The 12149-nt window shown below is 70.2% G+C and carries 16 protein-coding genes; 5 read left to right on the plus strand and 11 right to left on the minus strand.

Features of this window, described 5'->3' with window-relative positions; translation table 11 throughout:
- Positions 1–8: 8 nt before the first annotated feature.
- Positions 9–674 carry a TetR/AcrR family transcriptional regulator gene (locus tag ACIOGX_RS09730; protein WP_401763210.1) on the plus strand — a complete coding sequence of 222 codons (666 nt, stop codon included), beginning with the start codon at positions 9–11 and terminating at the stop codon, positions 672–674.
- Between the two features lie 359 nt (positions 675–1033).
- On the opposite strand, the gene ACIOGX_RS09735 is transcribed toward ACIOGX_RS09730, so the two are convergent.
- On the minus strand, positions 1034–1954 hold the full coding sequence (locus ACIOGX_RS09735; protein ID WP_401911698.1) for an SDR family NAD(P)-dependent oxidoreductase: 921 nt from the start codon (positions 1952–1954) through the stop codon (positions 1034–1036).
- Positions 1955–2037: 83 nt separating this feature from the next.
- Between ACIOGX_RS09735 and ACIOGX_RS09740 the strand changes: the two genes are divergently transcribed.
- A complete protein-coding gene (locus tag ACIOGX_RS09740) occupies positions 2038–2607 on the plus strand; it encodes a TetR/AcrR family transcriptional regulator (RefSeq protein ID WP_401911701.1) in 570 nt (189 codons plus the stop codon).
- A 118-nt stretch (positions 2608–2725) separates the two neighbouring features.
- Here the strand turns inward: ACIOGX_RS09740 and ACIOGX_RS09745 are convergent, their stop codons facing one another.
- From ACIOGX_RS09745 to ACIOGX_RS09770, 6 genes are read right to left on the minus strand one after another with little or no spacing between them, the layout of a single operon-like run.
- Complete coding sequence (locus ACIOGX_RS09745) at positions 2726–4177, minus strand: FG-GAP-like repeat-containing protein (protein WP_401911703.1); 1452 nt, start codon at positions 4175–4177, stop codon at positions 2726–2728.
- Between the two features lie 59 nt (positions 4178–4236).
- Positions 4237–4461, minus strand: a complete 225-nt coding sequence (locus ACIOGX_RS09750) for a DUF397 domain-containing protein (protein WP_401911706.1) — start codon at positions 4459–4461, stop codon at positions 4237–4239.
- Between the two features lie 26 nt (positions 4462–4487).
- Entirely contained in the window at positions 4488–4703 is a 216-nt protein-coding gene (locus tag ACIOGX_RS09755) for a DUF397 domain-containing protein (RefSeq protein ID WP_401911709.1), read from the minus strand.
- 30 nt (positions 4704–4733) lie between these two features.
- Complete coding sequence (locus ACIOGX_RS09760) at positions 4734–4949, minus strand: DUF397 domain-containing protein (RefSeq protein WP_401911712.1); 216 nt, start codon at positions 4947–4949, stop codon at positions 4734–4736.
- Between the two features lie 30 nt (positions 4950–4979).
- Positions 4980–5201, minus strand: a complete 222-nt coding sequence (locus tag ACIOGX_RS09765; protein WP_401911715.1) for a DUF397 domain-containing protein — start codon at positions 5199–5201, stop codon at positions 4980–4982.
- Positions 5179–6018 carry a Scr1 family TA system antitoxin-like transcriptional regulator gene (locus tag ACIOGX_RS09770; RefSeq protein ID WP_401911718.1) on the minus strand — a complete coding sequence of 280 codons (840 nt, stop codon included), beginning with the start codon at positions 6016–6018 and terminating at the stop codon, positions 5179–5181. The genes ACIOGX_RS09765 and ACIOGX_RS09770 overlap by 23 nt, the downstream gene beginning before the upstream one ends.
- 204 nt (positions 6019–6222) lie before the next feature.
- Here ACIOGX_RS09770 and ACIOGX_RS09775 point away from each other — a divergent pair, with 204 nt between their 5' ends.
- The gene (locus tag ACIOGX_RS09775) at positions 6223–6669 is read left to right on the plus strand and encodes an ATP-binding protein (RefSeq protein ID WP_401763229.1); all 447 of its coding nucleotides are present in this window, start codon (positions 6223–6225) and stop codon (positions 6667–6669) included.
- 17 nt (positions 6670–6686) lie between these two features.
- On the opposite strand, the gene ACIOGX_RS09780 is transcribed toward ACIOGX_RS09775, so the two are convergent.
- The 3 genes from ACIOGX_RS09780 to ACIOGX_RS09790 form a co-directional block, all read right to left on the minus strand.
- Complete coding sequence (locus ACIOGX_RS09780) at positions 6687–7340, minus strand: response regulator transcription factor (protein WP_129769468.1); 654 nt, start codon at positions 7338–7340, stop codon at positions 6687–6689.
- Positions 7341–7344: 4 nt separating this feature from the next.
- Complete coding sequence (locus tag ACIOGX_RS09785; RefSeq protein ID WP_401911722.1) at positions 7345–8868, minus strand: sensor histidine kinase; 1524 nt, start codon at positions 8866–8868, stop codon at positions 7345–7347.
- A 104-nt stretch (positions 8869–8972) separates the two neighbouring features.
- Entirely contained in the window at positions 8973–10247 is a 1275-nt protein-coding gene (locus tag ACIOGX_RS09790) for a hypothetical protein (RefSeq protein ID WP_401911725.1), read from the minus strand.
- 217 nt (positions 10248–10464) lie between these two features.
- Here ACIOGX_RS09790 and ACIOGX_RS09795 point away from each other — a divergent pair, with 217 nt between their 5' ends.
- Positions 10465–10902 (plus strand): helix-turn-helix domain-containing protein, encoded by a 438-nt coding sequence (locus ACIOGX_RS09795; RefSeq protein WP_401911728.1) that lies wholly within the window; start codon positions 10465–10467, stop codon positions 10900–10902.
- A gap of 61 nt (positions 10903–10963) precedes the next feature.
- Positions 10964–11320 (plus strand): DUF4180 domain-containing protein, encoded by a 357-nt coding sequence (locus ACIOGX_RS09800; protein ID WP_401763240.1) that lies wholly within the window; start codon positions 10964–10966, stop codon positions 11318–11320.
- 40 nt (positions 11321–11360) lie between these two features.
- On the opposite strand, the gene ACIOGX_RS09805 is transcribed toward ACIOGX_RS09800, so the two are convergent.
- A complete protein-coding gene (locus tag ACIOGX_RS09805) occupies positions 11361–12023 on the minus strand; it encodes a DUF1707 domain-containing protein (protein ID WP_356507364.1) in 663 nt (220 codons plus the stop codon).
- Positions 12024–12149: the final 126 nt, after the last annotated feature.

Genomic DNA, 12149 nt, shown 5'->3' on the forward strand with positions numbered 1-12149 from the left:
TGGTGATCGTGACGTTCCAGCGGGCGCGAACCGAAGAGCAGCGGGAGATCCGCCGACGGGCGATCCTCGACATGGCGTCGGCGATGCTCGACGAGATGCCTGTGGCCGCGGTCACCCTGAACGAGCTGAGCCGCCGCGTAGGTCTGGCGAAGCCGAACGTGCTGCGCTACTTCGAGTCCCGCGAGGCGGTGCTGCTGGAACTGCTCGACCTCTTCCTGCGGGAGTGGCTGACGGAACTGGCGGGCGAGTTGGCCGCCGGTGTCGACGAGGATCTGCCCATGCCCGAGCGAGCGGCAGCGGTGGCCGAGGTCCTCAGCCGCTCACTCTCCGGCCGAGTGGTGCTGTGCGACCTCTTCGGCGCACAGGGCAGCGTCCTGGAACACAACGTCTCCGTCGAGGTCGTGGCGCGCTACAAGCGCGCCTCCCTGGATCGCCTGGCGACCATGACCGCTCTGATCGAGAAGTACCTGCCGGAGCTGGGCGAGAACGCGACGCTGTTCAGCTTGCAGACCGTGGTCATGGCCGGCGCGCTGTCCGCGTACAGCACGCCCCCGCCCAGCCTGCGGGCGGCCTACCAGGCCGAACCCGACCTGGCCCGCTTCCACTTGGAGCTGAGGGACTCCTTGAAGCTGGCCCTGACCGCGACCCTCCTGGGCGTGCTGCCCCGCGGCTGACCTGCGGTTGTCCAGCGGGTGCCCCGGCCGGGCCGATGTCACGGCCGGGCCCCCTCCCCGGCGGCGTCGAACGCGGGCGCGAGCGGGGCCGGCGCGCGCGGAGCCGGCCGGGCGGTGAGCCGGAGGGCGTGACCAGGCCGCCGGCAACGAGACCGAGGGCGCGGGGGACCGGGGCGGGCGCGTGCTGGACGTGGTCGAGCACGACCCGGAGACCAAGGCCCGGTACGGCTGGACGGCGTGTACGAAAGCCGCGTTCACGGCAGTGGCGCGGCGGTATCGGAGGTGACGTACCGGAGGCGACGTGCCGGGGGTGACGGGGCGCCGCACACGGTGCCCATGGCCCGTCCGCCCGCGGCGGGTCAGACCGGGTAGGTGACGCCGGTCAGTTCCTCGGAGACGGTCCAGAGCCGGTGCTGCGTGGCCCGGTCGTACGACTTCGCGTGGGACTTCGCGGCCTTTGGGTGGCCGCGCATCGTGAAGAGGCCGTCGGGCCCGTAGAACTGACCGCCCGTCGCCCCCGGATCCGTGGCGGCGCGCAGGGACGGCAGGGCGCCCATGTCGGGGCCCTGGGCCACGAGCGGGACGATGAGCTTGTCGAACAGCAGCCGCACGGGCGGGTAGGCGTCACGCGCCAGCTCGGTGGCGGCGCCGCCGGGGTGGGACGCCAGCGCGATGGTGGCGTACCCGCCGGCCAGGCGGCGCTGGAGTTCGTAGGTGAACAGGACGTTGGCGAGCTTGGACTGCCCGTACGCGCTGGTCCTGCTGTAGCGGCGCTCGGACTGGAGGTCGTCGAAGTCGATCGACGCGCCGAGGCGGTGGGCCTGGCTGCTGACGGTGACGATCCGTGAGCCCGGGACCGGCAGGATGCGGTCGAGGAGCAGGCCGGTGAGGGCGAAGTGGCCGAGGTGGTTCGTGCCGAGCTGGAGCTCGAACCCGTCCTTGGTCACCGCCTTCGGGGTCCACATCACGCCCGCGTTGTTGATCAGCAGGTCGATGCGCTCATGGCCGGCGCGCAGCTCGTCGGCCGCGGTGCGGACGGAGTCGAGCGAACTGAGGTCCAGCCGCTGGAGTGTGAGGGCCGCGCCCGGGGTGCGGGCGGTGATCCGGGCGGCGGCCTCCTTGCCCTTGTCGAGGTTGCGCACGGCGAGTACGACATGCGCGCCGCGTGCGGCCAGTGCGGCGGCGGTCTCGAAGCCGAGGCCGGTGTTGGCGCCCGTGATGACGGCAGTCCGTCCGGTCTGGTCGGGAATGTCGGCGGTAGTCCACTTGGGGGTGCTCATGCCTCTCAATGTAGGCGGCGGCAACAAAGCTGTCAATGTCAACAATGGTGGCATCGGCTACATGGCCTTGTAGGATGGGTGCCATGGCGTATCACCACGGAAACCTGCGAGCCGAGTTGCTGGCCCGCGCCGAGACCGTCCTGGCCGAGGACGGCGTCGGGGCGCTCTCGCTGCGCTCATTGGCGCGGGACCTCGGGGTCTCGCACGCGGCACCCTCCCGGCACTTCCCCGACCGTCAGGCACTGCTCGACGCGCTCGCCGTCGAAGGCTTCGAACGGCTCGGCGCGGAACTGGAGAAGGCGGCGTCGTCCGGCGGCGGGTTCGAGGACCGGCTGACGGAAGTGGCCCTGGCCTACGTCGGGTTCGCCACCCGGCACCCGGCGCTGCTGGAGGTGATGTACGCACGCAAGTACCGCGACCCGGAGGACCGGGTGCGCGCGGCCTCGGAGGCGTGCGCGGCGATCCTGCTCGGCCTCTTCGCCGGAGGTGACACGCCGGTGGCCGACCCGGAACGCTTCGGCGTCATCCTCCTCGCCGCCCTCCACGGCATCGCCTCACTGGCCACACGCAACGCGCTCCCGCCCGCGCACCACCCCGACGACCTCGCCGCCGACATCGTCCAACGCCTTCTGCGCGGCTCCCGCGACGACTGAGCACGCCGGACTGAGGACACCGGACTGAGCACGCCGGACTGAGCACGCCGGACTGAGCACGCCGGACTGAGCACGCCGGACTGAGGACACCGGACTGTGAGGACGCCGACGGGAGCGGTCAGCCCGCGAGGGACGCGCCGAAGGACGTCTTCACCGCTCCGTAGCCGAACTCGTCCGGGCCGAAGATGATGGAGCCGCTGCCGGTGAGTCCGTCGCGGCTGCCGTGCAGCATGCTGACCGCGCCGCTGTCACGCCACTTGCCGGGGACGCCAACGGCCACATCGGTCGTCCCGTCACCGTCGTAGTCACCGACGGCCAGCGCCGAACCGAACCGGTCACCGTTCTCGGCCACGCCGGTGACGCCCTTGGTGTCGAGCGATACGGTCCGCTCGGCCGGGTCGAGCCACTCCGGGCCGCCGGTCGCGACGACGAGGGCGCCGGCGTCGCGGAAGCCGTCACTGTCGGGTGCCCCGGTGTCGCCGACGAGCAGATCGGCGTGGCCGTCTCCGTTGATGTCCGCGAGATGCACCCTGTCGCTGTTGTACGCGCCGCCCTTGAACGCCACGGCACGTGCCGCGTCCAGACCGTCGGCGGTGCCGGGGAACGTACGCAGCAGATAGTCGTCGGGGCCGTCGCCGAAGCCCGTGCCGATGACGACGTCGTCCTTGCCGTCGCCGTTGATGTCACCGGCCACGGCCGTGTATCCGGCAAAGGGCAGAGAGATGTCCCGGCCGAGCGACGAGCCCTTGAGCCCCGCCTTGGAGCCCGGCAGCACGCCGAGGGTGCCCTGGTCGGCGGGGTCGTCGACGTGGGCCACGGTGATGAGGTCGTCGAAACCGTCACCGTTGACGTCACCGGTCGATATGCCCTGCGTTCCGGCACCTCCGCCCGGTGGACCGGACCGGGTGATACGCGGGGACGGCGTCGAGCGCAGGTCCTTCGCCCCGAGGACGATGTCGACCCGGTCCCCGTCGGGCACGGCGAGGTCCTGGAGCCCGTCGCCGTTGAAGTCGCCCAGCGCCAGACCGCCCCCGAACCCCTGATGGGTCGTCAGGCTCGGCGAGTGGAACGTGATGGCGCGCGCGGAGAGGCCGCCCGGCGAGCCGAAGACGATGGTCACCGATCCCGCGCCCTTGACGCCACCGGCGTTCGCGCCGCTCGCGCCGACGACCAGCTCCGCGTATCCGTCCCCGTCCATGTCCCCCAGGGCCAGCGCGGACCCGAACCGGGCGTCGCTCTGCGGTGCGCCGGGGATCCCGGCGCTCGACGGGGTGAGCCGCTGGTGCTTCCTGGAGGCGATGCCGACGGCGTGATCGCTCTTGGCGCCGAACGTCACCGTCACGTACCCCGCCTTGGCGCGCCCTTGCACGGCGCCGTCCGGCGCCCCGATGGCGAGATCGTCGTAACCGTCGCCGTTCAGATCGGCCGCCTTGCCCGAACCCGCTGTGGCCGCGGCCAGACTCACGGGACTACGGACGCCCGAGGCACCCGTACCCGCGGCGAGATACCACGCCCCGGCCAGTGCCACTCCGGTCACCACGGTGCCTATGAACAGCGGGCGTTTGCGCATGCTCGTTACCTCTGTCGCGGGACGTACGAATCCTCGGCCGCTCGATACGGCGGGATGCTCTAGGACCGACGGTACGCGGGCTCGTCCTGCTTGAGGGCGGTGACGAAGGTGGACCAGTGGTGGGTGGGGAAGAGGATGGCGGGGCCGTGCGGGTCCTTGCTGTCGCGGACGGGGACGGCGGCGGGGTGGCCGTCGGACACGTCGACGCACCCGCCATCCGCGTTCTCGCAGTAACTCGACGTGCGCCATGCGGTCAGTACGGATGCGTCAGGAATGGTGGTCATCTCATGTCCCTTCGGATCCTGCTGGTTCAGGAGGGAAGCTCGTCCTGCTTGAGGGCGGTGACGAAGGTGGACCAGTGGTGGGTGGGGAAGAGGATGGCGGGGCCGTGCGGGTTCTTGCTGTCGCGGACGGGCACTGCGGCGGGGTGGCCGTCGGAGATCTCGACGCACGCCCCCTCGCCGTTGTCGCTGTAGCTCGACTTGCGCCAGGCTGTCAGTGCGGACGCGTTGGGGATCCGGGTCATCTTCAATGTCCCTTCAGCTCTTCGGCTGGTTCAGGCGGGGAGTTGCCCGTGCTTGACGGCGGTGACGAACGTGGACCAGTGACCGGTGGGGAAGAGGATGGCGGGGCCGTGGGGGTTCTTGCTGTCGCGGACGGGGACGGTGGCGGGGTGGCCGTCGGAGATCTCGACGCACGCGCCGTCTCCGTTGTTGCAGTAGCTCGACTTGCGCCAGGCTGTCAGTGCGGACGCGTTGGGGATCCGGGTCATCTTCAATGTCCCTTCAGCTCTTCGGCTGGTTCAGGCGGGGAGTTGCCCGTGCTTGACGGCGGTGACGAACGTGGACCAGTGACCGGTGGGGAAGAGGATGGCGGGGCCATGCGGGTTCTTGCTGTCGCGGACGGGCACTGCGGCGGGGTAGCTGTCGGATACCTCGACGCACCCGCCCGCCCCGTTGTCGCTGTAGCTCGACTTACGCCAGGCGGGCAGAGCGGACGCGTCAGGAATCGTCTTCATCTTCATACTCTTTCAGGTATCTACGGATCAGGTCGAGAGATTCATCATCCGTCAGGGCCATCGAGCGAGCCAGATCGAAACTCTCCGTCAGCTCAACCACCCTCTTTGTCGACTCTACTGCTTCGCCGGAGTTGAAGCTCTCGACCAGAGCGATCGTCCCGCCCTCTTTCAAGGTCATGAGGGTCAGCCCACCTCCCAGCATGGGGTGCATGCCCTTGGCGAACGGGAGAACCTGGATCGTGATGCGAGGCCGGGCAGCCATCTTCACGAGATGGCGTAGCTGCTCAACCATGTTCCGTTTGCACGCCGTTGGGCGCCTTAGGGCGGCTTCGTCGATCATTGCCCAATAGGGAAGTGGTTCTTCTCGATCGAAGACCCGTTGTCGGCGCATGCGGATAGCGATGCGCTCATTCAGTCCGTCCTCGGACTCGTTGGGGAGCGACCTGCGGAACAACTCGCGTGCGTACTCCTCCGTCTGAAGAAGTCCGGGGATCAGGCTGCTCGTGAAGACCTGGATTCGCTCCGCTGACGGCTCCTTGCTGATGAACACCCGGCTGTAGTCAGGAATCAGCGAGTCGTGTGCCAGCTCCAGCAGATCCACCAACACGCCGTCCGTGTCGAAGAATTCGTCCAGCAATCGCACCAACGCTTCCGACGGTAGCTGGTCCCCCAACTCCACCCGGCCGAGATAGCTGTGCGAGTAGCCACCCACCTGTTCGGAGAGCTGTCGGATCGACAGCCCCTTCCGTTCTCGCAGGCGACGCACCCTTCGGCCCAGCCTCAATCGTGGTGTGAGCTTGTCCGATTCGTTGTTCAGCTCCACTGGGATCGAACCTTCTTTCGCCCAACCCGCCGTCCACCGGCGGTTTTTGGTGACAGCTCGGATATGCCTCCAGTGTGCCCGATAGGGGATCGTAATGGCCACCCCTTCCCGACATTCAGACCGCCGAAGTGTGGCTATTCCGTTGGGAATTCAATAGATGCCGTGGGGTCTATTTCGCATGGCCAAAACGGAAAGGTGCTCACCATGGTGATGGAAGGCCGGCCGGACATCAGCCATCCCAACTCCCCCTACTACGGCTCCGTCGTACTGCGGTGGAGCCGTCATCCGAGTTGTGTCGGGCTCGCGCGGCTGGAGTTGCGCAAAGCGCTGGCCGGATGGGGGCTTTCCGCGCTGGAGGATTCGGCTGTGCTGATTCTTTCCGAGCTGCTCACCAATGCCGCCCGGCACGCCCGCGTATCTCCCGGACGCGAGATCGAGACCCGTTACGTACCGCGGCCCCACGGGCTCCGTATCGAGGTACATGACGCGTCGTACGAGCAGCCGAGGCCACGGGTGCCCGCGCCCGATGCCTGTGACGGGCGGGGGCTCGTCCTCGTGGAGGCGTTGGCCGATGTCTGGGGGGTCAGCGAGCGGAACGGGCCAGGGAAGATGGTCTGGGCGCATCTCTCGCTCGCGCCGGGGGTCTCGTAGACCTCTCCCGGTCCGGCTCAGCGGTCGGCGAGCAGCTCCGCGTCGTGCGCCAGGACCGCCGCCTGGACGCGGTTGGCGCAGCCCGTGCTCGTCAGGATCCGGCTGATGTGCGCTTTGACCGTACTGGCGCTCAGATAGAGCTGATCGGCGATCTCCGCGTTCGACAGGCCCGTCCCGACCAGCCGCAGGACGTCCCGCTCGGCGGCGGTCAGTTTCTCCGTTCGGCGCCGGGCGTCCTGGGTGTCCTGGGTGGACCGTACGTGCCGTTCCATCAGCAGCCGCGTGATCCGGGGCGCCAGCACCGGTTCGCCGTTCGCGGCGAGCCGTACCGAGTGGATCAGCTCCGTGGGGCCGGTGTCCTTGAGCAGGAAACCGTTCGCGCCGACCCGGAGGGAGCGCGTCACGCTCTGTTCCTCGCCGAAGGCCGTGAGCATCACCACGTGTGTGGCGGGCGAGATACGGGCGATCTCCTCCGCCGCGGCGATCCCGTCCCTGCCCGGCATCTGGATGTCGAGCAGCGCCACGTCGATGGTCCGGTCCCGGCAGGCCGCGACGGCCTCGCGGCCGTCGGCCGCTTCGGCCACCACCTCGATGTCGTCCGCGTTCTCCAGGATCAGCCGGATGCCGGCGCGCATCAGCGTCTCGTCGTCGGCAATCAGGACTCGAATCACCTGTTCATCTTAGGACGGCCATGGTCAGGAGAAACATCAGGAACGCGGCCGTGGGCAGTACGACGAACGCCGCCGCGCAGCCCGCGCCCAACACTCTTGGCCAGGTGAGGACTTCCGACGACAGGGGAGGACGGGTTCCCGTGCGGACCGCTCCCTGCCCCAGTGCTCCCTGCCCCAGTGCTCCCTGCCCGAGTGCTCCCTGCCCGAGTGCTCCCTGCTCCCGTGTTCCCGGGCCGCTCGTCGCGGGCGGGGGGACGGCGGTCCGGGGCATCCCGTTCGGATGCGACGGCAGCAGCGCGGTCACCCGGAAGCCGCCGTCCCACAGTGGTCCCGCCGTGAACGAACCCCCGAGCAGGGCGATCCGTTCCTCCAGGCCCACCAGCCCGCTGCGGTTCCCGGGTTGTGGGTGACGGCCCTCGCGCGGTGCCTCGTTGGTGACGGAGACCTCGATCCCGCCATTCCCCTTCCCGATCTCCACGCGCGTGGGCGCTCCGGACGCGTGCTTCAGTACGTTCGTCAGCCCCTCGCGGACCACGCGGTGTATCGACTGGCGTGTGCGCGGGCTCGGATCAGCGGTGTCGGGGACGGACCAGTCCAGCTCCACCGTGACACCCGCCCGCCGGGACTCGGCCACCAGGGCGCTGATGTCCTCGCGCGTCCCCCGGTCGCTGTCGGACACCGAGGTGGCGTCCTCGCGCCGCAACAGGCCCAGGATGTCGCGGAGTTCCTCCATCGCCGTACCGGCCGTCGTACGCAACAGCTCGGCCTGGCCCGCCAACGGCGGTGCCTGGCGCGCGGCGGCCATTTCCAGCGCCCCGGCGTGCACCGAGATCAGGCTGAGCCGGTGGCCCAGGAGGTCGTGCATCTCACCGGCGATCCGGGTACGTTCCTCCATCCGCGCCGCCGCCGCCGTCAGCGAACGGGCCTGCTCCAGATAGGCGTTGCGTTCCCGCAGCAGACTGACCAGGGGGCGGCGCCGCCCGAGCAGTGTCCCGGCGAGCGCGGGGAGCACGACGAGGAGAACGGCCGAGGCGGCGTTCCCCGCCAGGTGCTCCACCCAGGCGCCCGGCACGATCAGGCTTCCGCTGATCGTCAGCACGACGCACACCGCGCAGGCGATCCCCGCCGCGCGCCAGGCCCGGGGCGGCGCGATGCGGCGGGTGGCGGACAGCACGATCAGCGGTACCACCGCCAGCACCCAGACATTGGGGCCCACCAGCAACGGCCCCGTCCCCAGCACCGCCTGTACCGGACGGTATCGCCGCAGCGGCATCAGGCACGCCGCGTAGAGCGCCTCCAGTACGGCCAGTACCGGCCGGTCGGGCCGCACCAGCAACAGGGGGACCAGTCCGAGGGCGCCCGTCAGGACGACGGTCAGCGTCTCGGTGACGACGGTACGGCGCGGGGCCCGGCGCACGGCCGGCCATGCTCCCGCCGCCTCGTTCCGTACCGACCGTACGACCTGCGCCGTCCCGGACCTCGCGCGCGCCCAGGCCGCCCGCGCGGGCGTCGGTATCGGCCGCGACATGTCCATCCCTGCTCCCGCCCCTCGCTCGGACCTCTGTCCGGAGGACCTCCGGGCCGCAACGGTAGCCTCGGCCGGGGCCGCCGGGCGCCGTGTGGGGCGGCCCCTCACGCGCTCAGTCGCGGACCCAGATCCGCCTTCAGCGCGGTCGGGTCCACGCCGTGCGCGCGCAGCCGCCGCGAGACCGAGCCCTCGTCGTCGTCCGCCGCGTCATCGAGGAGCGCGGCCAGGAGGTGCACCGTTCCGGCCGAGGAGGCGTCGTGCTCGGCCGCGATGAGCCGGGCCGAGGCGACGGTCCGCTCGGCGGCGGCGGAGAGCGGCACCTCATCGGGTACGGGGGAGGGTTCGGCGGCGAGGGCGGACAGGGCGAGCGCCTCCGGCCGTACTCCATGCCTGTGCAGCAGATCCGCGGCCCCGTTCGTGGCCGCGACCCTGTCCGGCAGTGACCGTCCGGCGAGGGACAGCGCCCGGTCCAGGGCCAGGACGGCCAGCAGCAGATCGACCGGCTCCGCCGCGCTCCGTCCGCACCGTACGGCCTGGCGACCCGCCTCGACGGTCACCGCGAACAGCATGGACGTGCCGTCGCCGGGGTGCTGGGTCGTCCATGCCATCACCTTGCGCGCCAGCCAGTTGCTCCGGTCCTCCAGCAGCCCGGCCCGGCGCAGGACGGTGGCGGCGTGGGAGAGCGGGTGATCGGTCGCGGACGTGCCCGTCGACTCCCGCGAGTCGCGTGCGTCCAGCGCGTCCAGTGCGGCGTACGCGGCGGTCCGGTCCAGCCGCCGCAGCGCGTAGGCTTCCCGCGCCCTGCTGTCGGGGAGGTCGAGCAGGGCGCGGGCGACATGGCGGGCGTACACACCGGGGGACGCCTCCAGGCGGGCGAGCCCGAGGGCGAGGAAGAGGCAGGCGCGCAGGGCCCCGGACGGCTCGGGCCATTCCTGGTCGCCCCGGGTGACCGTGTCTGCCGTCTCGGCCGCCTTCGCGGACTCTGCCGCCTTCGCGGGCTCCGCTGCCTCCGCCGTCTTGGGGGCCTTCGTCGTCTTCCGGGCGCGCAACGCGGTCTGCCACTGCGCGACGCGCCACGCGGCGGCGACCTCGTGCTCATCGGCGGGTTCGCCCGACGTCTCGTTGTCGTGGTCGTCGCTCGCCCAACCGACCCCCGCCCGGCCGCGGATCAGTCCGCTCAGCGCACCGGCCTGCCGCATGCCGGGGGCGATCGCCTCGCCGGCCGCCGAGTCGCCCATGACCAGGGTGGAGAGCAGGTCTTCCGTGCCCACGGTCCGCGACTCGCACGTGACCGCGCGCTGAATCGTCTCCACGAGGAGTTCGCTGACATCGGTCTCGAACTCGGTGGTCACGGAGGCGAGTTGTGGGTGGTTCTCCATCGGGCGATTCCCCTCGGGTGCGACTGCGGATGTGGCGGCTGATCCGTTCGCGAACGACGCTAGGCGTCCGCCCCGTACCGGCGCATCGGCCGACCGGCCACGCGCGCGGTCCGATCGGCCACAGTCGTCGGCCGATCGGAAAACGCCCCTAAACTTCCCTGAAGGGTGTCGGTGGAGTGGTAGTTTAGGTGCGGATAGGGAAGAAGGGCTGGAGTCATTGCCACAGCAGTACTACTCGGTGGACCAGGTGGCGGAGCTGCTGGACCTGCACGTACGAACGGTGCGCGGCTACGTACGGGACGGCCGGCTGGCCGCGACCCGCATCGGCAAGCAGTACCGGATCGCGCGTGAGGACCTGGAGGCGTTCACCGGCCGCCCGGCGCCCTCTTCCGCGCCCTCCGCCGACCGGGGCGGGCGCCATGCCGAGGCATCCGTCATCGTGCGGATCGACGTGATCGGCCCCGAGGCGACCATCCGTCTGACGAACACGGTCATGGCCGCCATCGCGCACGGCCAGGACGGCGGGGAACGGCTGCGCGTCGAGACGGTCTACGACGAGGAACGGGCCGTGCTGAAGGTCATCATCCTGGGCGGCCTGGACAGCACCGCCGAACTGCTCAAGATCATCAACGCCCTGACCGGGCAACCGGAATGAACCGAACGAACCGAACGAACCGGAACGAAAAACCGGAACGAAAAAGGAACAGGAAGCCGGAATGATCGAACACATCCATGGCGTACCCGTCTTCCTCTGCGCTCCCGACGGAGATCCGGTACGCGGCGAGCGCGAGGCGCTCGACCTCATCGGTGACGCGCACTACCTCGGCGCCGCCTGGGTCGTCATCCCGGCCGTCCGGTTCGAGGACGCCTTCTTCCAGCTGCGCACCCGCGTCGCCGGGGACATCGTCCAGAAGTTCGCCAACTACCGGCTGCGCGTCGCCGTCGTCGGCGACATCGCGCGGCACACGGCCGACAGCGCCGCGCTGCGGGACTTCGTCCGTGAGAGCAATCGCGGCACACAGCTGTGGTTCGTGCCCGACATGGAAACCCTGAGCGCCCGCCTCGGCCCGTAGTGCCGCTAGACCCGTAGCGCCGCTCGCGTCGTCGCGTCGCTCAGGCGGCGCGATCGCCGGCCGGCGGGGACGGCGGTCTGCGCAGCAGCCACTGTCCGAACGTCCGGCGTGGAGGCCGCACCACGACGCGGCCGAAGCTCTTGTTGCCGACCAGCTCCACTCGCAGTGTGACCGGCGTACCGGGGGCCCGGGTCTGACGGATCTTGAGCCCGCTGTGCTCCAGTCGCAGGGCGTCGGCGTCGACCACGATGCCCGGCGTCGTCACCAGCGTCAGGTTCTTGCCGCGCATGTCCACGTCGATCCGCAAGGTGTCCTGCGTGATCACCGCCTGAGTGAAGTCGAGCGTCACCTCGCACCACTCCGCCGCCAGCTCCAGCCTCCGCGGCACCACCCACTGCCCGGCCCGTTCGACCGAGCTGAACCGCTGGTCGATCCGGAGTACGTCCTTGACCTCCGCCATGGCCGCGCCGGTCGAGGCCGGGACGGGCGGCAGATCGACGGTGAGTGCCGCGAGTTCGCCGAGGGTCCGCGCCGACAGGGCGGTCTCCAGGCGCTCGTCCAGCTCGTCCGAGGTCAGCCGGCCGTCTCCCGCCGCGATGCGCAGCACGTCCACCACTCGGTCCCGGTCCGCGTGGGAGGCCCGCAGCGCGGGCGACGAGCCGGGGCCGGAGCGCTTCCCGGTGGGCGAGATCTCCTGCGACATGCATCCGTCCCGGTCTGTCGAAGGTCTTCGCGTGAAGGGTCTTCGGGTGATGCGGCCGACGGTACGACCGGAGCACTAACGCTATATCGCGACATGGGTCGCGGCCAACCCCCGTCGAGGTCGTGG

The organism is Streptomyces sp. NPDC088147 (genome assembly GCF_044741565.1).
Taxonomy (GTDB): Bacteria; Actinomycetota; Actinomycetes; order Streptomycetales; family Streptomycetaceae; genus Streptomyces.

Coding starts and splice junctions, on each gene's coding strand:
- ACIOGX_RS09755 (WP_401911709.1), bottom strand. CDS start 4,703: ATGACCCGGATCCCCAACGCGTCCGCACTGACAGCCTGGCGCAAGTCG.
- ACIOGX_RS09765 (WP_401911715.1), bottom strand. CDS start 5,201: ATGAAGATGAAGACGATTCCTGACGCGTCCGCTCTGCCCGCCTGGCGT.
- ACIOGX_RS09775 (WP_401763229.1), top strand. CDS start 6,223: ATGGTGATGGAAGGCCGGCCGGACATCAGCCATCCCAACTCCCCCTAC.
- ACIOGX_RS09745 (WP_401911703.1), bottom strand. CDS start 4,177: ATGCGCAAACGCCCGCTGTTCATAGGCACCGTGGTGACCGGAGTGGCA.
- ACIOGX_RS09760 (WP_401911712.1), bottom strand. CDS start 4,949: ATGACCCGGATCCCCAACGCGTCCGCACTGACAGCCTGGCGCAAGTCG.
- ACIOGX_RS09740 (WP_401911701.1), top strand. CDS start 2,038: ATGGCGTATCACCACGGAAACCTGCGAGCCGAGTTGCTGGCCCGCGCC.
- ACIOGX_RS09735 (WP_401911698.1), bottom strand. CDS start 1,954: ATGAGCACCCCCAAGTGGACTACCGCCGACATTCCCGACCAGACCGGA.
- ACIOGX_RS09785 (WP_401911722.1), bottom strand. CDS start 8,868: ATGTCGCGGCCGATACCGACGCCCGCGCGGGCGGCCTGGGCGCGCGCG.
- ACIOGX_RS09800 (WP_401763240.1), top strand. CDS start 10,964: ATGATCGAACACATCCATGGCGTACCCGTCTTCCTCTGCGCTCCCGAC.
- ACIOGX_RS09805 (WP_356507364.1), bottom strand. CDS start 12,023: ATGTCGCAGGAGATCTCGCCCACCGGGAAGCGCTCCGGCCCCGGCTCG.
- ACIOGX_RS09790 (WP_401911725.1), bottom strand. CDS start 10,247: ATGGAGAACCACCCACAACTCGCCTCCGTGACCACCGAGTTCGAGACC.
- ACIOGX_RS09750 (WP_401911706.1), bottom strand. CDS start 4,461: ATGACCACCATTCCTGACGCATCCGTACTGACCGCATGGCGCACGTCG.